General features: G+C 55.6%; 17 protein-coding genes. 16 read left to right on the forward strand and 1 reads right to left on the reverse strand.

Features of this window, described 5'->3' with window-relative positions:
* From KUC_RS18545 to acpS, 8 genes are all read left to right on the forward strand, one after another.
* The coding region (locus KUC_RS18545) for a Do family serine endopeptidase (protein WP_244264847.1) at window positions 1-1,107 on the forward strand (1,107 nt) is incomplete at its 5' end.
* A 195-nt stretch (window positions 1,108-1,302) separates the two neighbouring features.
* Entirely contained in the window at window positions 1,303-3,120 is a 1,818-nt protein-coding gene (lepA, locus tag KUC_RS18550; protein ID WP_007114800.1) for a translation elongation factor 4, read from the forward strand.
* A 15-nt stretch (window positions 3,121-3,135) separates the two neighbouring features.
* On the forward strand, window positions 3,136-3,939 hold the full coding sequence (gene lepB, locus KUC_RS18555; protein WP_007114801.1) for a signal peptidase I: 804 nt from the start codon (window positions 3,136-3,138) through the stop codon (window positions 3,937-3,939).
* A 67-nt stretch (window positions 3,940-4,006) separates the two neighbouring features.
* Window positions 4,007-4,699, forward strand: coding sequence for a ribonuclease III (gene rnc, locus KUC_RS18560; RefSeq protein ID WP_040481639.1), 693 nt, complete (start codon window positions 4,007-4,009; stop codon window positions 4,697-4,699).
* Window positions 4,696-5,595: a GTPase Era gene (gene era / locus KUC_RS18565; protein WP_007114803.1), complete on the forward strand. Its 900-nt coding sequence runs from the start codon at window positions 4,696-4,698 to the stop codon at window positions 5,593-5,595. Before rnc ends, era begins: the two co-directional genes overlap by 4 nt.
* Window positions 5,596-5,603: 8 nt before the next feature.
* Window positions 5,604-6,299, forward strand: coding sequence for a DNA repair protein RecO (gene recO, locus KUC_RS18570; protein WP_040481642.1), 696 nt, complete (start codon window positions 5,604-5,606; stop codon window positions 6,297-6,299).
* A 56-nt stretch (window positions 6,300-6,355) separates the two neighbouring features.
* The gene (gene pdxJ, locus KUC_RS18575; protein WP_040481644.1) at window positions 6,356-7,192 is read left to right on the forward strand and encodes a pyridoxine 5'-phosphate synthase; all 837 of its coding nucleotides are present in this window, start codon (window positions 6,356-6,358) and stop codon (window positions 7,190-7,192) included.
* Window positions 7,193-7,225: 33 nt separating this feature from the next.
* Window positions 7,226-7,615: a holo-ACP synthase gene (gene acpS, locus KUC_RS18580; RefSeq protein WP_007114806.1), complete on the forward strand. Its 390-nt coding sequence runs from the start codon at window positions 7,226-7,228 to the stop codon at window positions 7,613-7,615.
* Between the two features lie 27 nt (window positions 7,616-7,642).
* Here the strand turns inward: acpS and KUC_RS18585 are convergent, their stop codons facing one another.
* Window positions 7,643-10,426, reverse strand: coding sequence for an ATP-binding protein (locus tag KUC_RS18585; protein ID WP_007114807.1), 2,784 nt, complete (start codon window positions 10,424-10,426; stop codon window positions 7,643-7,645).
* A 90-nt stretch (window positions 10,427-10,516) separates the two neighbouring features.
* Here KUC_RS18585 and cysM point away from each other — a divergent pair, with 90 nt between their 5' ends.
* The 8 genes from cysM to KUC_RS18625 all read left to right on the forward strand — a co-directional run bounded on the left by cysM (window position 10,517) and on the right by KUC_RS18625 (window position 20,688).
* Complete coding sequence (cysM, locus tag KUC_RS18590; RefSeq protein WP_007114808.1) at window positions 10,517-11,425, forward strand: cysteine synthase CysM; 909 nt, start codon at window positions 10,517-10,519, stop codon at window positions 11,423-11,425.
* Window positions 11,426-11,427: 2 nt separating this feature from the next.
* The gene (locus KUC_RS18595) at window positions 11,428-12,825 is read left to right on the forward strand and encodes a 23S rRNA (uracil(1939)-C(5))-methyltransferase (RefSeq protein ID WP_007114809.1); all 1,398 of its coding nucleotides are present in this window, start codon (window positions 11,428-11,430) and stop codon (window positions 12,823-12,825) included.
* 72 nt (window positions 12,826-12,897) lie between these two features.
* The gene (gene relA, locus KUC_RS18600) at window positions 12,898-15,174 is read left to right on the forward strand and encodes a GTP diphosphokinase (RefSeq protein WP_007114810.1); all 2,277 of its coding nucleotides are present in this window, start codon (window positions 12,898-12,900) and stop codon (window positions 15,172-15,174) included.
* Window positions 15,174-16,013, forward strand: a complete 840-nt coding sequence (gene mazG, locus KUC_RS18605; RefSeq protein ID WP_007114811.1) for a nucleoside triphosphate pyrophosphohydrolase — start codon at window positions 15,174-15,176, stop codon at window positions 16,011-16,013. The genes relA and mazG overlap by 1 nt, the downstream gene beginning before the upstream one ends.
* A 38-nt stretch (window positions 16,014-16,051) precedes the next feature.
* Window positions 16,052-18,700, forward strand: coding sequence for a phosphoenolpyruvate carboxylase (ppc, locus tag KUC_RS18610; RefSeq protein ID WP_040481648.1), 2,649 nt, complete (start codon window positions 16,052-16,054; stop codon window positions 18,698-18,700).
* 24 nt (window positions 18,701-18,724) lie between these two features.
* On the forward strand, window positions 18,725-19,270 hold the full coding sequence (locus KUC_RS18615; RefSeq protein ID WP_007114813.1) for a DUF924 family protein: 546 nt from the start codon (window positions 18,725-18,727) through the stop codon (window positions 19,268-19,270).
* Between the two features lie 36 nt (window positions 19,271-19,306).
* Entirely contained in the window at window positions 19,307-20,386 is a 1,080-nt protein-coding gene (gene rluF, locus KUC_RS18620; protein WP_040481651.1) for a 23S rRNA pseudouridine(2604) synthase RluF, read from the forward strand.
* A gap of 26 nt (window positions 20,387-20,412) precedes the next feature.
* Window positions 20,413-20,688, forward strand: a complete 276-nt coding sequence (locus tag KUC_RS18625) for a DUF1294 domain-containing protein (RefSeq protein WP_007114815.1) — start codon at window positions 20,413-20,415, stop codon at window positions 20,686-20,688.
* Window positions 20,689-20,699: the final 11 nt, after the last annotated feature.

Consider the following 20,699-nt stretch of genomic DNA (forward strand, 5'->3'; position numbering starts at 1 on the left):
ATCAGTGACGATGGCTACGTAATGACCAACGCGCATGTTGTGCAGGACGCCGATGAGATTCTTGTGCGGCTCAATGATCGGCGGGAATTGAGTGCGGAAGTGATTGGCAGTGATCCACAAACTGATGTAGCGCTACTCAAAATTGATGCCAGTGACTTGCCCACGCTTACCTTGGGTGATTCTGATGAGCTAAAAGTAGGCGAATGGGTTGCCGCCATTGGCTCACCCTTCGGTTTTGATCACTCGGTCACCGCGGGTATCGTCAGTGCGATTAATCGCACTTTGCCGCGGGATGCGTATGTGCCGTTTATTCAAACCGATGTGGCGATCAACCCCGGTAACTCTGGTGGTCCGCTATTCAACTTAGACGGGGAAGTGGTGGGTATCAACTCGCAAATTTTTACCCGCAGCGGCGGCTTTATGGGCGTTTCGTTTGCCATCCCCATCAACGTTGCCATGGACGTGGCTGAACAGCTACGTGAAGGTGGTCGGGTAGATCGGGGCTGGTTAGGCGTCATGATTCAGCCCGTGTCTGAAGATCTGGCCGAATCCTTCGGAATGGAAAATGCGGTTGGCGCTTTGATTGCTGACCTCGACCCCGAAGGCCCTGCAGCCCAGGGAGGGCTTCAGGCTGGCGATGTCATTCTTGAGGTCAATGGTGAAGAGGTTGATCGCTCAAGCTCTTTGCCGCGTCTGATCGGCAAAGGTTCGCCAGGCACCGAGGTGGAAATTACCTTAATGCGAGACGGTGAAGAGCTGACCGAGTCAGTCGAGTTAGGTAGTTGGCCAGATGCTGAGCAACAGCCAGGGCAAGCCAGCAGTAATAACCAAGCCCGCCTTGGCGTGATGGTCGCTGAAATTGACGACGCCATGCGTGAACAGCTGAATATTCCTGGTGGTGTGATCGTTCGCCAGGTGGAGTCTGGTAGTGTGGCCGCCGAAGCGGGCATTCGCTCTGGGGATGTGTTGGTGAGCATCGACCACCGCAGTGTTTCCTCTTCCGATGAGCTGGTAGAGATCGTCGAAGCATTGCCGATCGACCGCGCTATACCAGTGCGTCTGTTCCGCGATGGGCGTTCACTATTTGTGGCGCTACGTCTGGAATAACCCGCCTGTTTTCACTCCTGATCCGGCGGTTCTCGCCGGATCGCTGTTCCTAGCCTGCGCATATCGCTACAATAGCGGATATCTTTTTGTCGAAAATGGCCCTTATTTTTAAACGGCAGCTGTTTTCGAGCTTTGAACTCTCGAAGCGGCCTGCTCGTGCGGCCGCTTGCGTACCACTAAGGCAGAACAGACTCGATGTCACAAGACGTTCCCAACGGAAAGCTTAAGCACATACGCAATTTCTCGATAATCGCCCACATCGACCACGGCAAATCAACGCTCTCAGATCGTCTGATCCAGACATGCGAAGGATTAACCGAGCGTGAGCTTAAAGAGCAAGTGCTCGATTCTATGGACATTGAGCGCGAGCGCGGCATCACCATCAAGGCGCAGTCGGTCACGCTGGATTACACTGCTGCCGACGGTCAGGTTTACCAGCTGAACTTTATCGATACGCCTGGACATGTCGACTTCTCTTATGAAGTGTCGCGTTCGCTCTACGCCTGTGAAGGGGCGTTGCTGGTTGTCGATGCGGCACAAGGTGTTGAAGCTCAGTCGGTGGCCAACTGCTATACCGCTATAGAGCAAGGCCTAGAAGTGCTGCCGGTGCTTAACAAAATCGATTTGCCTCAGGCTGACTGTGACAAGGTTTCACAGGAAATCGAGGAGATCATAGGGCTTGATGCTACCGATGCCTGCCAGGTTTCGGCCAAAAGCGGCATTGGTATTGATGCGCTGCTAGAGCGCTTAGTGCGTGATATTCCGCCGCCCAAGGGTGACCCTGAAGCGCCGCTGCAAGCGCTAATTATCGACTCCTGGTTTGATAACTACCTTGGCGTTGTCTCGCTGGTTCGCCTGTTTGATGGGACGCTGCGTAAAGGCGATAAGATTCGCATTAAATCAACGGGTCGCGATTGGGGCGCCACGGAAGTGGGTATCTTCACCCCGCAGCGTAAGCAGACAGGTATTTTGCGTGCCGGTGAAGTAGGCTTTATTGTCGCCGGTATCAAAGAGATTCACGGGGCACCGGTGGGTGATACCATCACACATACCAAAACGCCTGACGTAGAGCGTCTGCCCGGTTTTCAAAAAGTAAAACCGCAGGTTTACGCCGGCATGTTCCCGGTCAGCGCGGATGATTACGAAGACTTCCGCGACGCACTTGAAAAGCTGGCCCTTAACGACGCCTCGCTTGCCTATGAGCCGGAAAACTCCGATGCCCTTGGCTTTGGCTTCCGGGTGGGCTTTCTCGGTACGTTGCACATGGAGATTGTCCAGGAGCGCCTTGAGCGTGAGTATGATATTGACCTGCTCACCACCGCGCCGACGGTTGTCTACGAACTAGCAATGAAGAATGGCGACATTACCTACGTCTCCAACCCCTCCAAGCTGCCCGATATGGCCGACGTGGATGAAATGCGTGAGCCCGTGGTGCGCGCCAGTATTTTGGTTCCTCAGGAGTACGTGGGCAATGTGATCACTGAGTGCGAGCAGCGGCGTGGTACACAGCTAGATATGCAGTTTTTGGGCAACCAGATTCAACTGGCCTACGAATTGCCTATGTCGGAAGTGGTCATGGACTTCTTTGATCGCCTGAAATCTATCTCGAAGGGGTATGCGTCGCTTGAATACAACTTCGAACGCTTTGAAGAGGCCAAATTGGTGCGTCTTGACGTACTTATTAATGGTGACAAAGTCGACGCGCTAGCGGTGATTATCCATCGCGATCATGCCCATCATCGTGGTCGTTTGTTAGTGGAGAAAATGAAAGAGCTGATCCCGAGGCAAATGTTCGATGTTGCGATTCAGGCTGCCATCGGTGGCCAAGTAGTGGCACGTTCCACCGTGAAGGCGCTGCGCAAAAACGTGACAGCTAAATGCTACGGCGGCGATGTCAGCCGTAAGAAAAAACTGCTTGAGAAACAGAAAGCGGGTAAGAAGCGCATGAAACAAGTGGGGCGTGTGGAAATTCCCCAGGATGCCTTCCTTGCTGTGCTCAAGGTTAACGACTAGGAAAGAACGCCACTCATGGATTTTTCATTACTGCTGGTACTTGCCGTTGCGCTCTCGGGCGTTATTTACTTGTTGGATGTGTGGCTATTAAAGCCAAAGCGCCTCCAACGCTTCGCCGCAGCGGAGGCCAATGCCCAGAGGGGGTTGGATCCAGTAACCGGCGAAAAACTGCTTAAAGAGCCTTGGCCGGTCGACTACGCGCGTTCGTTTTTCCCAGTGCTACTTGTGGTGCTGGTGGTGCGTAGTTTTATCATTGAGCCCTTTCAGATTCCTTCGGGTTCAATGCGTCCTACGCTTGAAGTGGGGGACTTCATTCTGGTCAACAAGTTTGCCTATGGCCTACGCTTGCCGGTGGTGAATACCCGCTTTATCGAAGTGGATGATCCTGAACGTGGCGATGTAATGGTATTTCGCTTTCCTGACGAACCCTCGGTGAATTTCATCAAGCGGGTGATTGGCATGCCAGGGGATCGTATTCGTTATGAAGGTAAGCAACTCTACGTTAATGGTGAGCCGGTCGCTAAAGGGTTGATTGAAGAGGGGCCCGAAGGTTCGCCCCAGCAGCTTCTGTTAGAAGAACGCCTAGGCGACGCCGAACACTATATTTATAACAACCCGCGAGACCCTGGTCCGCAAATGCGTGAAGTGGAAGTCCCTGAAGGGCACTATTTCATGATGGGTGATAACCGTGACCACTCCAACGACAGCCGCTATTGGGGTTTTGTGCCGGAAGAGAATATTGTTGGTCAAGCATTTGCGGTATGGATGCATTGGGATGGCGGGTTGCCAAGCTTTACCAGCGTGCGGCGCATTGAATGAAGACCCTGTTTACGCTGAATTTAGTCAGTTATGTCACTTTAGTTAACGTCAATGACGTAGGAGAGCTGTGAGTAATTCCTTGAACGCTTTTTGCCGACGAATCGGCCATACCTTTGGCGACGATACGCTATTGGAACTGGCCTTGACCCACCGTAGCTTCGGTGGTCGCAACAATGAGCGCCTGGAGTTTCTGGGTGACTCCATCGTCAACTTTGTCATCGCCGAGGCGCTGTTTCAGCGCTTTCCCCAGGCCCGAGAAGGGCAGCTTTCACGCCTGCGTGCGCGGTTGGTGAAGGGGCAAACGCTGGCGGAGTTGGCCCGGGAAATGGAGTATGGCGAATGCTTGCGGTTAGGCTCTGGCGAGATGAAAAGCGGTGGGCATCGGCGTGAATCTATTCTGGCGGATGCGGTAGAAGCCATTATTGGTGCTATCTATTTAGATGCCGGGATGGATGTGGTGCGCGACCGTGTGTTGGATTGGTATGCAGAAAGGCTGGACAATATCTCGTTACAAGATACTCAGAAAGACCCCAAAACGCGGCTACAGGAGTTTTTGCAGTCGCGCCAAGCCGCGTTGCCGCGGTATGAAGTTGTCTGCGTGAAGGGAGAGGCGCATGCCCAGACCTTTACCGTGGAGTGCTACATTGATCTTTTAGCAGAGCATACTACTGGTAAAGGCCCTAGCCGCCGCCATGCTGAACAGCAAGCGGCAGAAGAAGCGTTGTCGTACCTCGAAAAAAGCCCTGGAGATAAATCATGAGCCAAACCTGCGGATTCGTTGCCATTGTCGGCCGACCCAACGTGGGCAAATCGACCCTCATGAACCGTATTCTGGGGCAGAAAATATCGATTACCTCACGACGCCCACAAACCACGCGCCATAAGGTCATGGGTATTAAAACGGTTGATGAGACGCAGTTTATCTATGTCGATACCCCAGGCATGCATATCATGTCCAAGGATCGCAATAAGGCCATCAACCGCTTTATGAATCAGGCAGCCACCCAGGCGCTGCGCGATGTCGATTGTGTGGTGTTTATTATTGATCGCACCCGCTGGACGGAAGAGGATCAGGCCGTGTTGAAGCGCCTGGAGCACGTTAAAGCGCCGATAATTCTGGCGGTCAATAAAGTCGACCGCTTAGGCGAAAAAGGCGATTTGCTGCCGTGGCTGGCGGATGTCGGCGCTCGCCGGGAGTTCGCCGCCATCGTGCCGATTTCAGCCAAACACGGCACCCAGGTAGATACCCTGGAAGAGGAGGTAGCCAAACACCTGCCTGAAAGCGTTCACTTCTTCCCCGAAGACCAGATTACCGATAAAAGCCTGCGCTTTATGGCCGCCGAGCTGGTGCGTGAAAAGGTCATGCGTCAGTTGGGCGATGAGTTGCCCTACCAGATGACCGTTGAAATTGAAGAGTTCCGCGAGACCGAACGTATAACGCATATCAGCGCGCTCATTCTTGTTGAACGACAGGGCCAGAAAGTCATTTTGATTGGTGAAAACGGCGATCGCCTCAAGAGCATTGGCCGCGAAGCACGCCTGGATATGGAGCGCGCCCTGGGTACAAAAGTGATGCTCAATTTATGGGTGAAAGTAAAACGCGGCTGGTCGGATGATGAGCGCGCCTTGAAAAGCTTGGGTTACGACCTCGATTGAAGGTAGCGATGTCGCCAGAGCCGGCTTTTTTGCTCCACCGTCGGCCTTATCGTGAAACCAGTGCGCTGGTGGATTTATTAACGCTTGATCACGGTCGAGTGCGGGCTGTGGCTCATGGCGGGCAAAGGCCCGGCTCAAAATCGCGGCAACGCCTGCAGCCGTTTACGCCGCTGTTCGTGACTTGGCAGGGCAGCCGCGACTTAAAGCGCCTTACCCTGATGGAGTCCCGCGGCCAGACGGCGCTGCTGGCCGGTGAAGGGCTGCTATGCGGGCTTTACGCCAATGAGATCGCCACCCGGCTGCTGCCGTTAGAACTCCCAGCGCCTGACGTTTTTGCGTTTTATACCGCGTTACTCGAAGCACTGCCAGCGCCTGCGGAACGAGCGCTGGCGCTGCGCCGCTATGAGTGGGCGCTGCTAGAGGCGCTTGAGGCCACACCGCAGTTTACGACGCCAGAGGGCAGCGTTTTGGATCCTCAGCTCCGCTACCGTTTTGACGCCCCCAATCGGGCATTTATGCCTGCTGAGCGTGGGCTCGACGGCAGAACCCTACGCTACATTGAGCAGGGTGACTGGCAGCATGAAGGCCTTGCCAATGCGCTCAAAGCGGTAATGCGCGCGGCGCTAGCGCCCCATCTGGGCACAACCGTTTTACGTTCGCGGGAACTGATGCTCGATTTAGCGCGCCGCCGCCATCGTCCCTGATTTTTTTAATTTTTTGTGTTCACAAACTCTTATCTTATCGCTGCGCTGGAGGCTCTATGCACCCCCCTCGGATACTGTTAGGCGTCAATATCGATCATATCGCGACACTTCGCCAGGCCCGAGGTACTCGTTACCCTGACCCTGTGCAAGCAGCACTAGTCGCGGAAGAGGCGGGCGCAGATGGCATTACGGTGCATTTGCGTGAAGACCGGCGGCATATCCAGCCCCGCGATGTGCGCATTTTGGCCGAAGTGCTTAACACGCGCATGAACCTGGAAATGGCCGTGACCGAAGAGATGCTGGCTTTGGCTGAAGAAATGCGTCCCGTGCATGTCTGTTTAGTGCCGGAAAAACGCGAAGAGCTAACCACCGAAGGCGGCCTGGATGTTGTCGGCGGTTTTGACGCCATTGCCAGCGCTTGCCAGCGTCTAAGTGCGGTGGGTTGCGATGTGTCCCTGTTTATCGACCCTGACGTGGAGCAGATTGATGCCGCTCAGCGCGCCGGGGCACCGACTATTGAGCTGCACACGGGCGCTTATGCAGACGCGAGGCCAGGCAGCAATGCCGCGAATGCGGAGTATCATCGCTTAACCACTGCAGCGACTCACGCTAACTCACTAGGCTTGGTGGTCAATGCCGGTCACGGCTTGCACTACCATAACGTTGAAGCTATTGCGGCACTGCCGGGCGTTAACGAGCTCAATATTGGCCATGCCATTATTGCCCGTGCGTTGTTTGTTGGCCTGAAAGAGGCTGTGCAGGAGATGAAGCGGCTGATCATCGCTGGCCAAGAGGCAGGTTTAATGGCGGCCCTAGATGCCCATGATCATGAGCATGACCATGATCATGGAGACCACTCTGAGCATGTTCATAATGGCTGCTGCGGCCACTAATCAAAGGTATGCTATTCAGAGGTTTTTTAGGCGATGATTGTGGGAATTGGCTCGGATATTGCCCGTGTTGAGCGTTTTGCCCGGGCCATGCAGCGGCACGGCCCGCGCTTTGCGCTACGCATTCTAGGCCCCGAAGAGCATGCGCTTTGGCAGCAGAAGTCCCAGCCCGTCGCATTTCTAGCCAAACGCTTTGCTGCCAAAGAGGCATTTGTTAAAGCGCTGGGGTTAGGCCTACGGCAGGGATTGCAGTGGTGTGATATTCAGGTGCTGAACGATGGCTTGGGAAAGCCCTATTTCCTCCTTAACGGCGAAGCCAAAAGGCTATTGCAAGTGGCAGGGGTCACCACCAGCCACGTTACTTTGAGCGATGAAGCCGAGTACGCGGTGGCTTTTGTTATATTAGAGTGTGAAGCCCAAGGCTAACGTCAAATTGCTTGATGCTCTATATTCTTAATGCCTAAGCAGTAGTGGGCGGTGCGCACGTAGTCGTGTCATTGCCCGGTAAAGGTCTTCCAATAGGCCCTCAACATGGTCTAAGCCGCTGGTGCGTAGGCGGGTTTCCAGGGTCTCTACCATTAAGGCCAACTCAGGCGCACCGCAGTAGCGGCTGGCGCCATTGAGTTCATGTACCCAATCGAGCAGTGTGGGTAAGTTTCGTTGATTAAACGCGGCGCGCATATGCTGTTCACTCTCATCCAAACTGTCGATTAGGCGTTTTAGCTGCTCCCGTGCCAAGTACTCTTTACCCCCCGCTAGGCGCGCGCCAATCTCAAGATCAACGACGGGTAGCGTGGAAGGTGTTGTGTGGCTTAAGCGTGGCTTCTTGCCGATGTGGCTGTCGCGCTGTGAATAGGGCGGCACTGCACTACCAGCGGTTAGCCGAGAGGTAACCCCCACAAAGCGGTTTAACAACTGTTCTAACTGTGCCTCATCTATCGGTTTTATCAGCACATCATCAAGGCCTTCCGCGAGCCACTGCTGGCGCTCACTGCTGAGCACGTGGGCGGTAACGGCAATAATGGGACAGCGCGCCCAGGTGCTACTGATTCGGCGCAGCGCCTGGGTGGTCTGTACGCCATCCATCCCCGGCATACGAATGTCCATTAACACCATGTCAGCATTACCGGTGCGCGCGAATTCTAGCGCCTGGTGGCCGCTATCTGCCGTGATGACATGTAGTGTTGGGTCTTCTAGCATGCTTTTAAGCAGCTCTCGGTTCGGCGCATTATCGTCGACAATGAGTAGTTTGAGTGGCTGGGATGCCGCTGGCAGCGCTAGTAGATACTGGTCACTTTTATCCGGCATAAGTTCAGGTAATAGCAGTTGCTTAAGCGACGCCACCAGCTGAGCGCGGGAAAAGGGTTTGTAGAGGGTCTCACCGCCATGGGTTAAGTGTAGCGGCGGCAAGTCAAAGCTGTTGCCATTGGCTAAGATCAATGTGGGATATGGCGTTTGATCAATCACCGTTTGCCAGTGGGAGTGCCATTCGGGGCTAAAGTCGCTGTGTTCCAACCCTAATATCATCAGTTTCGCTGGCTCAGAGGCATCAAACGCGATCGGTTGTGCTTCCCAACGCTGCAGTAAATGCTCGAGTACATGGCGGGTAGGAGCGTGAATTTCATATAAGCGAACAGTCGGATGGGCCAGGCTGATTTCCGGTGGTCGTTCGATCGCCTTGTGAGCAAGCATAGGCAGCGTAAAAGAGAAGGTGGTGCCTTTACCCAGCTCGCTTTCCACCTCAATCTCTCCTCCCATGCGCTCAATCAATTGTCGGCAGATAGTAAGACCAAGGCCACTGCCACCAAATTGCCGCGAATGGCTGGGTTCTGCTTGGGAAAAAGCGCTAAACAGTGCTTCCTTGTGAGCGTTGCTTAGGCCAATTCCCGTGTCACTGACGCTGAGGTTGAGTACTACATGCTGGCCTTCCAGGTTGTCCAGCATGACGCGCACGATCACTTCGCCTTCATGGGTGAATTTGAGCGCATTGCCAATTAAGTTATTCAATACTTGATGGATACGCAGCGGGTCGCCGGTCAGCGGTGTGGGTACATCGTCATACACCATGGCCACCAAGTGTAGCTGCTTGCGTTGGGCTTCTGGAGCATGCAGCCCAACCACTTCGTCAATCAGTGCGACAATGTCGATATCTGCTTCTTCCAGGGTGAGGCGATTAGCTTCAAGCTTGGAAAAGTCGAGTACGTCGTTAACCAGCATAAGCAGATTGTCGCAAGCACGGTGTACGTGTTGCAGCCACTCCTGCTGTCGTGTATCCAGCGACGAACGCCCCAGTAATCGGCAAAAGCCGATAATCCCGTTCAGTGGCGTGCGGATCTCATGGCTCATATTGGCTAAAAATTCAGACTTCACAGCGTTTGCTCGCAGCGCGCTGCGGTGAGCCAAATCGAGCTTGATATTCTGCTCTTCAATGGTTTCCATTGACTCTTGCAGCTCGCTGGTAGCCTGTTCGATTTGTGTTTGCATATCCCGCTGGGCCTGCTGAAAGTGCTCGGCCAGGGCGTTAATATGGCTACTAAGGTGCTGAAGTTCTATCGCATTAGAGGGCGCCAAACATAGTCGATAGTCACCGCGGGATAGGCGATAAAGGGCTTGGTTGGCTTCTTCTATAGGGCGGGTGGTATAGCGACTGATGGCGAAAGCGACTAAAAAAAGCAGTAGGCCAAGTAACATGCCGCCTAAGCTGAGGCTGGCAATCAACTTATAGCGTCCTAGGGTAAGCACCCAGGTGTCCATTTCGATGTCTAGCCAGCCAATGCTGGTATCGCTTGTTCGAACCGGATCAGGACTCACTTGGTTTGTACTGATCTGGTTTGTACTGATCTGGCCTGTACTGATCTGAGTAACACCTAGCGGCAAACGCAGTCGCCAGGAATCTCCCTCCATGATCAGTTGGTGATCAGCGGGGGGATTGAGCAGCGGTGGGTTGGATTGTCCCAGTAGCAAGAGGCGATTGCCATGTTGATTAAATAGCGCTACCGATCGCAGTCCTTTCATATTGCGGAGTTGGCGAGCCAAGGCCTCCAGGCGCTGAGTATCAGACGTTGCAACCGCGGCAGCAAGGCTTGGTGCCAATAACTCAACGGCACTTTCTAAGCGTGCTTGCTGTGCTGCTCGAGCTTGCGTATCACTCTGTATGACCAGCAGTACGGCCATCATGGCGTATACCAGTAGCGGAAAACCGAGTAAGGCAAAGAGAAGACGGGTGTTCAAAGACATGAAAAGAGCTCGTTGATTCAATGAGGTTGCCTGTCCAGCCCAAGGCAGCATCGATATAATGCAGCATAACGGTGACGATAAGGAACATTCATGAACGATCTTAAGGGCTATCCCACGTTAGAAGATGTGGTTGGCAATACGCCCCTGGTACGCCTGAAGCGTATTAGCGCTGGGCGTAACAATACCCTATTGGCTAAGCTCGAAGGCAATAATCCTGCTGGCTCGGTCAAAGACCGCCCCGCGCTCTCCATGATCAATGAAGCAGAAGCCCGGGGCGATATTACCCCCGGCGATACGCTGATTGAGGCAACTTCAGGCAATACCGGTATTGCGCTAGCCATGGCGGCGGCGATTAAAGGTTATCAGATGGTGCTGGTAATGCCCGAAAACGCCTCGGAAGAGCGTAAGCAGGCGATGGCTGCATTCGGAGCTAAATTAATTTCTGCCAGCAAAGCCGGGGGCATGGAGGAGGCTCGGGATATAGCGGATGGCATGATCGCTAGAGGCGAAGGCAAGCCGCTTAACCAGTTCGCCAACCCTGACAACCCGTTAGCGCACTATCGCACTACCGGACCAGAGGTATGGCAACAAACCGGGGGTGAGGTGACTCACTTCGTCAGCTCCATGGGTACGACGGGTACCATTATGGGGGTGTCGCGCTATTTAAAAGAGCAAAACCCAGCCATTCAAATTGTCGGTTTACAACCTGCTGACGGCGCCAGTATCCCCGGGATACGGCGTTGGCCACAAGCGTACCTACCCGCCATTTTTGAAGCACCCCGGGTAGATGTCACCCTGGATATCGGCCAGCAAGAGGCCGAAGAGCATATGCGCCGTCTGGCCCGTGAAGAGGGTATTCTGGCCGGGGTCTCATCGGGTGGCAGTTTAGCAGGCGCGCTACGCATCGCTGAGCAAACCGAAAATGCGGTGATTGTGTTTATCGTCTGTGACCGTGGTGACCGCTATCTCTCCACTGGCCTATTTGCCCCAGGAGTATAACCATGGCCATGTTGGGAAAACGGCGACCGCCCAGGCCTGCGTCAGGTCATTCTGGGCTAGCACGCTCGCCGGGCGGTAAGGCGCAGCACGCCTCTGCTGAAGATACTTCACCGCTGGTTATTGAGCGCTTGGCCCACGACGGCCGCGGCGTGGCCCACTCCGCCAATGGTAAAACGGTCTTTGTGGATCAGGCGCTGCCCGGTGAACAAGTGGATGTGGCGATTCATACCACCCGCAAACGCTTTGACGAAGCGCATATCAAATCACTGCTGACGACATCGGAGCAGCGCGTAACACCGCCTTGCCCGCATTTCGGCCACTGCGGCGGTTGTGATCTCCAGCATCTCAGTGTCGATGCCCAGCGCGACCATAAACGTGAAGTGGTACGCGATCTGTTTTCTCGCCAGGGTATAACGCTAAGCGAGATCGGCTCGATTCAAGGCAGCGACCAGGGCTATCGGCGCCGTGCGCGACTGGGGGTCAAAGTCGACAGCCAGGGCACTACGCGCCTGGGCTTTCGTGCAGCCCATAGCCACCGTCTGGTGGATATCGAACGCTGCCCGGTGTTGATCGATCCCTTGCAGTGCCTATTAACACCTCTGCGTGCGCTGCTGGGTACGTTAGAGGCGCCGCGCCAGGTAGGGCACATCGAATTATTGGCAACGGCGACCACCCAGGTCGTGTTGGTTCGTCAGTTAAAAGAGCACACCGGGGACGCCGAACGCTGGCAAACCTTTGCGCAGCAGCAGGAAGTGGCGCTGGGCACTTGGTTGGGGCGTGAAACTCCCACGCTGCACTGGCATGGCGCAGCGCCGACGCTTGAAGAGTCGCTAACCGTTACCGGCCAACCACCGCTTAGCTTAAGTTTTGCACCGGGAGATTTTTTACAGGTCAACGCCCAAGTTAACCAGCAAATGGTCGACCAGGTCATGCGGTGGCTAGCGCCTAAGTCAGGGCAAAAACTACTCGATCTGTTTGCCGGTATCGGTAATTTCAGCCTACCCATAGCGGCAGCGGGTGCTGAGGTTTATGCAGTAGAAGGTAACCCTGCCATGGTGGCGCGCATTGCGATTAATGCTAAGCGTAACCAACTGATGGTCAGCGGCCAGCAGGCTGATTTAAGCAACGCTGCCGGCGTTAATGAGCTGTTAACGGTTCATGGTGATAGTGATGCGCTGGTGCTCGATCCGCCGCGTAGTGGCGCTGAAATTATTTGTCAGACTCTGGCGCATCATCCGGTGCCCAGGGTGGTCTATATTTCCTGTGATCCGGCGACGCTTGCCCGGGATGCGGCACACCTTGTGCATGCGGGGTACCGGGTCAAGCAAGTAGTAGTGGCGGATATGTTCCTTCACACTGCGCATATGGAAACGCTGATGCTGTTCGAGTACGGGGACTAGATATTTCCCATCGCATCAAGCCACGGTGACGGCCGTGTAGAGACCGTCTCCCTGAAAGGATGAGTAATTGTCATGGTAAAAGTGCGTGAAGACCAGCCGCTAACCGCGAGCGGAAAGGTGGACATACAGCAATGGTTAGCGCGCCTGCAGGAGGATGTGCGCCTACCTGAGCCGGAGCGTTTAGTCGACGCCTGTGAACTCGCCGAGAAGTTGGAGCTTGAGGCCCCACGCACTCATCGCGTATGGCTATCGCCAGGTTCTAGCTTTCGTATGGGCCTGGAAATGGCCGATATTCTGGGTGAATTAAAGCTAGACCAAGCCACCCTTGAGGCTGCTGTGCTCTACCGTGGCGTCCGCGAAGGGTTACTGAGCCTTGAGTCCGTGGCGAAGCGCTTTGGCGAAGAAGTGGCCAGCCTGATTGATGGCGTGCTGCAAATGGCCGCTATCAGCTACCCGCTGGCGCCAGACCATGGCATGGGGCAACACAATCAGCAGGAAAACCTGCGCAAGATGCTGGTCAATATGGTCGGCGATGTGCGCGTGGCGCTGATAAAAATTGCCGAGCGCACCTGCGCACTACGCCAGGTAAAAGACGCTCCCCGGGATAAAAGTTTACAGGTGGCTCGAGAAGTCGCCGATATTTACGCGCCGCTGGCCCACCGCCTGGGCATCGGTCAGCTTAAGTGGGAGCTGGAAGATCTATCGTTTCGCTACCTGCATGAAGATGAGTACAAGGCGATTGCCAAGCTGTTGGCGGAGAAGCGCCTGGACCGCGATCGCTATATTCACGATGTGGTCGAAACCATCAAAGGTTTGATGGAAGCGCAGCATATCCACCGCTACGACGTGGATGGGCGGGCCAAGCATATCTACTCGATCTGGCGCAAAATGAAGCGCAAACGGATCGATTTTTCGCAAGTTCATGACGTGCGCGCGGTGCGTATTCTGGTGCCGGAAGTGGCGGACTGCTACACAGTGCTGGGGATTATTCACTCACGCTGGCACCACGTGCCGAATGAGTTTGACGACTATATCGCCAACCCCAAAAAGAACGGCTATCAGTCGCTGCATACTGCCGTGATGGGGCCGGAAAACAAGGTTCTCGAAATCCAGATTCGCACCTTCGCCATGCACGACGAAGCGGAGCTGGGCGTTTGCGCCCACTGGCGCTACAAAGGCCACGATACCAACGCCAAAAGCCGTAGCTACGAAGAGAAAATTGCCTGGCTGCGTCAGGTACTGGAGTGGCAGGACGAGGTGGGTGGCTTTGGCGATCTGCGCGAAGGGCTCTCCAGCGATGTAGCGCCTGATCGTATCTACGTATTTACTCCCGACGGCCATGTGATCGATCTGCCGCGGATCGCGACCCCAATCGATTTCGCCTACCGGGTGCATACCGAAATTGGCCACCGCTGCCGAGGCGCCAAGATTAATGGGCGCATTGTGCCACTCACCTACAAGTTAAAGACCGGCCAGCAGATAGAAATACTTACCGCCACCAAGGGTGGGCCAAGCCGCGACTGGTTAAACCCCAGCCTGGGGTATGTGCGCACTTCGAGGGCGCGGGCCAAAATTCAGGCGTGGTTCAAACATCAGGCGCGGGATCAAAACCTGGACGAGGGGCGCGTGCTGTTTGACCGTGAAATGCGCCGCCTGGATGTCGAGGGGCTCGACCTGCCCAAGCTGGCCAAGGCCGTCAACTACCAAAACGCCGAGGACATGTACGCCGCCATCGGCGCCGGTGACCTGCGTATCGGCCAGGTGCTGCACCAGGCCCAGCAGCTGTTTGGTGAAACTGACGACCAAGAGCAGCTCGATCGCCTGCTCGCCAAACCTAAGCGCCAATCAAGCAAAGCCACCAAAAGCGATATCACGGTGCTCGGCGTCGGCAACCTGAAAACCAGTATGGCCAACTGCTGCCGCCCGGTGCCCGGCGAGCCGATTATCGGCTTTATTACCCAAGGGCGCGGCGTCACCGTTCACCGCCAGGACTGCAGTAATATTCTGCAATTGCGGCTGGACGAACCACAGCGCATTATCGAAGTGGAGTGGGGCGAGCGTGCCGAAACTCGCTATCCAGTCACTATTGAGATTCAAGCCTGGGATCGCTCGGGGCTGCTGCGCGACGTCACAGGCCTGCTGGGTAATGAAAAAGTCAACGTGCTTGCCGTGAACACGCTCACCGATACCGATGAAGGCATCGCCCGGCTGCGTATTACCCTGGAAGTCGACGGCCTTGAATCTCTGGGGCGTTTGTTCTCGCGTATCCAGCAGTTGCCCAATGTCACCGAAGTGCGTCGCTTGCGCAATGCTGACCCGGATCAACAAACTCGCAAGGGAGGAGCCTAATGCGCCATGGTATTGACGACCTGCTGACCCTGATGCAGGTGCTGCGCGACCGGGAGCAGGGCTGCCCCTGGGATCTCCAGCAGGATTGGGACAGCATCGTGCCGCACACCCTGGAAGAAGCCTATGAAGTCGCCGATGCCATTGAGCGACGTGCTTTCGAAGAGCTACCCGGTGAGCTAGGCGATCTGCTTTTTCAAGTGGTCTACTACGCCCAGTTCGGTACGGAGGAGCAGCGCTTCGATTTTGCCGATATCGTCGATACGCTAACCGCCAAGATGTTGCGTCGCCATCCCCATGTGTTTCCGGATGGCACCCTGGCCTCGCGTCGTCCGCCAGGGGTGAGCGCCGAAGAGGTGCAAACCCAGCAGGTCAATAGCCGTTGGGAGTCATTGAAAGCCGAAGAACGTGCCGAGAGAGCCGTAGAACGGCCCTCTGTGCTCGACGATGTTCCGCGCACGCTGCCCGCGCTTAGCCGCGCTGCCAAGCTGTCTAAACGCGCCGCGCGGGTCGGCTTTGATTGGCCCGACTCCCGCGGCGTGATTGATAAAATTCGTGAAGAGTTGGCCGAAGTGGAAGAAGCGCTCGCCGCCGGTGATCAATCGCATGCGCAAGAAGAAGTCGGCGATCTGCTATTTGCAGTCACAAACCTTGCCCGCACACTGAATGCCGACCCTGAACAGTGCCTGCGCGCTACCAATGCCAAGTTCGAGCGCCGCTTTCGTTTTGTCGAGTGCGAACTTAGCGCTGCCCAGCGTCCATTAACAGAGGCTTCGCTAGACGAGATGGAAGCCCACTGGCAGGCAGCCAAAGCAGAAGAAAAACAATCTACCCATTCCTGATCTAATAATGACGCGACCCCTGCAAGGAGGCCATGCCAATGAGTCACGACCTACACGAATCTCTGCGCGATAACGTGCGTATTCTGGGCGATAGCCTGGGGCGAACCATTGCCGACGATTTGGGCCAAGCATTTGTCGATAAAATTGAAACTATTCGCGCCCATGCCAAGCGCGGGCGCCAGGGCGACTCGCTGCAGCAGCGCGAATTGATCGAGTACCTGCGTGAGCTGCCCGAGCGGGATCTGCTGCCGGTCACCCGGGCGTTTAACCAGTTTTTAAACCTAGCGAACATTGCCGAACAGCACTACCGGGCGCGCTTTCGCCGGGTAGAGGACTACAAGCCCGGCTCCCAGCCAGTGCTGGGGGAGCTGCTTCAGCGCGCCGAGCAGGCGGGCAACTCACCGCGCAAACTGGTCGAAACCCTCGCCAATATGCGCGTTGAGCTAGTGCTCACTGCGCACCCTACAGAAGTTATCCGCCGTACCTTGATCCAAAAATATGATGCCATCGATGAGTGCTTAACCGCCATTGAGAGCTCCGAAGATTACCCGGAGCGTGGCACCCGTGCCCAGGGGCGCCTGGAAGAGTTGATTAGTCAGGCGTGGCACACCGACGAGATTCGCCACGAGCGGCCCACCCCGGTGGATGAAGCCAAGTGGGGCTTTGCGGTGATCGAAAACTCGCTGTGGCAGGCAGTACCTGACTTCCACCGTGATTTGGATAACCTGCTGCTGGATACCGCCGGTGAACGCCTGCCCCTGGACGCCGCGCCGATCCGCTACGCTTCCTGGATGGGCGGCGATCGCGATGGTAACCCCAACGTGACCGCCCGGGTGACCCGAGAAGTATTATTACTGGGCCGCTGGATGGCCGCCGATCTTTATCTGCGTGACCTTGAACAGCTCAAAACCGAGCTCTCCATGTGGAAAGCCAATAGCGCGCTCAGAGCCGAAGCAGGCGATGTAGCCGAGCCGTACCGCGAAGTGCTGAAACGCCTGCTGGCGAAGATGGAATCAACTCGAGATTGGGCCAAGGCCGAACTGGAGGGGAATAACTATGACGGCGGACCAATTATTGAAACCCGCGATCAGCTCTACTCGCCGCTGCTCGCTTGTTACCGCTCACTGTGTGATGTGGGCCTCGACACCATCGCCAATGGCGCGTTGCTGGATACTCTGCGTCGAGTCGCGGTGTTTGGCGTTACGCTGACCAAGCTGGATCTGCGTCAGGAAGCCAGTCGTCATGCCCAGGTCATTGAAGAGCTGACCAGCGCCCTTAGTCTGGGCCACTACCAGGAGTGGGACGAAGCCAAACGCCAGGAATTTCTGCTCGCCGAGTTGGCCTCGCGGCGCCCGTTGATTCCGCGACGCTGGGAGTGCTCCGCCGAGTCCCGTGAAGTGCTGGATACGTTTAAAGTCATCGCCCAGGAGCATTCCGAAGCGCTGGGAACTTACATCATTTCCATGGCCGCTGAGCCTTCTGATGTGCTCACCGTCGCGCTGCTGATGAAAGAGGTTGGCGGACAGGTAACGCTACCTATTGCGCCGCTGTTTGAAACCCTTAACGACCTTAATCACGCAGGCGATGTGGTGGATCAACTACTTGCGATACCGGGCTATCGTTCGCTGATTGATGATCGTCAGGAAATAATGATCGGTTATTCCGACTCGGCCAAAGATGCTGGTCAGTTGGCCGCTGCCTGGGCGCAGTACCGTGCCCAGGAGTCGCTAGTGAATGTGTGTAACAGACACGGTGTTGATTTAACCCTGTTCCACGGCCGCGGTGGCACCGTGGGTCGTGGCGGCGGCCCGGCCCACGCGGCTATTCTCTCCCAGCCCCCCGGTTCGGTAAATGGAAGCCTGCGAGTGACCGAGCAGGGCGAGATGATTCGCTTCAAGTTTGGCCAGCCCGATATTGCTCTACGCTCCATGGAGATCTATGCCTGTGCGGTGCTGGAAGCAACGCTGCTGCCGCCACGCGCGCCAGAACCGCATTGGCGTGAGGAGATGGATCAACTCGCCAAGGTAGCCCATGCTGCCTATGTGGGTGTAGTGCGCGAAGACCCTGATTTCGTGCCCTATTTCCGATCAGTAACCCCGGAAGGCGCCTTGGGTAGGCTGCCGTTGGGTTCGCGCCCCACCAAGCGGCGTCAAGATGGCGGGGTTGAAACGCTACGTGCCATTCCATGGATTTTCGCCTGGACGCAGATTCGCCTAATGCTACCCGCGTGGCTGGGCAGCGGCGAAGCCTTCTCGCGGCGTTTAGAGCAGCCCGGCGGTCGCGATGTGCTGCAGGAGATGCGCAACGAGTGGCCTTTCTTTGGCACTTACCTGGACATGCTTGAGATGCTGCTGGCCAAAGCCGACGTAGCGATTGCCGCCTACTACGAGCACCGCTTGGTCGACGAGCCCTCGCTGAAAGCGCTGGGTAAACAGCTACGTGAACGCTTTGGGCGCTTGGAAGAAGCCGTGCTGGATATTCTTCAGCAAGAGAAGCTGCTGGAGAACACACCGCTGATTCGTCAGGCAATCGATGTGCGCAACCCCTACATTGACCCGCTTCACGGCCTTCAGGCGGAGCTGCTGCAGCGTAACCGCGACGCCGACGGGGCGATTAGCGCCGATCTTTCCCGGGCACTGATGGTGACCATGGCAGGTATTGCGGCGGGACTACGTAATACGGGTTAATTTTTCTACGACAAGGAGGCGTCAATGTCCTCAGATGCTCAAGCGGTACTCGACTTTTGGTTTGAAGCCTTGACGCCTGCTCAGTGGTTTAAAAAAGACCCTGAAATGGATCGTACAATCTCACAGCGGTTTGGCGCACTGCATGCCCAAGCCGCGCGGTGTGAATGTTACGCATGGCGTGAAACCGCTCAGGGGCGGCTTGCGGAAATCATTGTGTTGGACCAGTTCTCGCGCAACATCTACCGCGATGACGCCCGCGCCTTCGCCACTGATGCCTTGGCGCTAGTATTAGCCCAGGAGGGGGTGTCCGCTAATGCCGACGCCGAGCTAACTAGTCAGCAGCGGGTATTTTTGTACATGCCCTATATGCATAGCGAGTCAGCGGCCATCCATGAAGTGGCGATGGAGCTGTTTAAACAGCCAGGGTTAGAGAATAACTACGACTTTGAAGTGCGCCACAAGGCGATTATTGATCGCTTTGGGCGTTACCCGCACCGCAATGCTTTGTTGGGGCGGGCCTCTACTGATGAGGAACTGGCTTTTCTAAAGGAGCCCGGTTCCTCTTTTTAAATCTTTATTCACCCCTTTTTAGCCACGTGGCGTTTTATGTCGTTTCGAAAATCTACCCGTATCAATAAATATATTAGCGAGAGTGGGATGTGCTCTCGCCGTGAAGCCGACCGCTTTGTGGAGCAGGGCAACGTGTGGATTAATGGTCGCCGTGCCACCACCGGTGATCAGGTGGTAGCAGGGGACTTGGTTAAGGTCAACGGGCAGGAGATCGAGCCACAAGAAGAGGAAGACCTAGTCCTTATCGCGCTGAATAAACCGGTGGGCATTGTCAGTACCACCGAGTCCAGCGAAAAAGATAATATCGTTGAGTTCGTGAAGCATGGCGTGCGTATTTTCCCCATTGGGCGGCTCGATAAAGACTCTCAGGGGCTGATTTTTTTAACCAATAACGGCGATCTGGTTAACAAGATTTTGCGCGCCAATAACAACCACGAAAAAGAGTACCAGGTGACGGTGGACAAGCCGATCACCGACGAGTTTATCGACGGCATGCAGAGCGGCGTGCCGATTCTTGGCAAGGTGACCAAGCGCTGCAAGGTACAAAAAGAGTCCACCTTTGTGTTCACTATCACCTTGGTGCAGGGGCTCAATCGGCAAATTCGCCGTATGTGTGAATACTTCGGCTACGAAGTGACCCAGCTTATTCGCACGCGCATCATGAATGTGCCGCTCAAAGGCTTGGCCTTGGGCGACTGGCGCGATCTCACGCCTAAAGAGATCGATACCATTGTCGCGCTGACTGAACGCTCCGAGGCGGCACCAGAGAAGAAAAGTAAAGCTAAGCCGGAAAGGCCCAACTACAGCTCAGGCGCAGGAAAGGCAAAACCGCCTTCCGCGAAAGGGCGTCCGACCAAATCAGGCGCGAAGGCGGCTGGTGCTAAGGCCGCCGGGGCTAAACCGCTTCCTAAAGGTAAAAAAGCCGCCAGCGGAAAAGCTAACGGAAAAGTGGCCACCGGCCCGAAAGGCAGTGCGCCAGGTAAGCCGCACCCCAAGGGCGGTAAAGCCCTCGGCAAGCCCGGTGTTAAAAGCAAGACTGGTGTTAAAGGTAAGCCCGTTGGTAAAGGCCGCGGTAAGCCAGCGGTGGGTGGCAAGCCTTCACAGCGGCGCAAATAGCGCCTAATCACTCAAGAGTCTCTACTGTGATCCTAATTGTTGCTTTATACGCTGTGGTTAGCATTCTCGCTTACGTTACCTACGCCATCGACAAAAAAGCGGCGATTAAAAACCGCCGTCGGGTGAGTGAGAAGTCGTTACATCTGCTTGGCGTGTTGGGCGGCTGGCCGGGTGCGCTACTGGCCCAGCAGCGGCTGCGGCATAAAACCCAGAAAAACGCCTTTCAAGTTACGTTCTGGCTGACGGTTGTCGTGAATCTGGTCTGCATAGGGTGGCTAACTGTTTCATTGAGTCTCATTTAGCCACCCGTTTA

The sequence above is a fragment of the Vreelandella boliviensis LC1 genome (assembly GCF_000236035.1).
Lineage (GTDB): Bacteria > Pseudomonadota > Gammaproteobacteria > Pseudomonadales > Halomonadaceae > Vreelandella > Vreelandella boliviensis.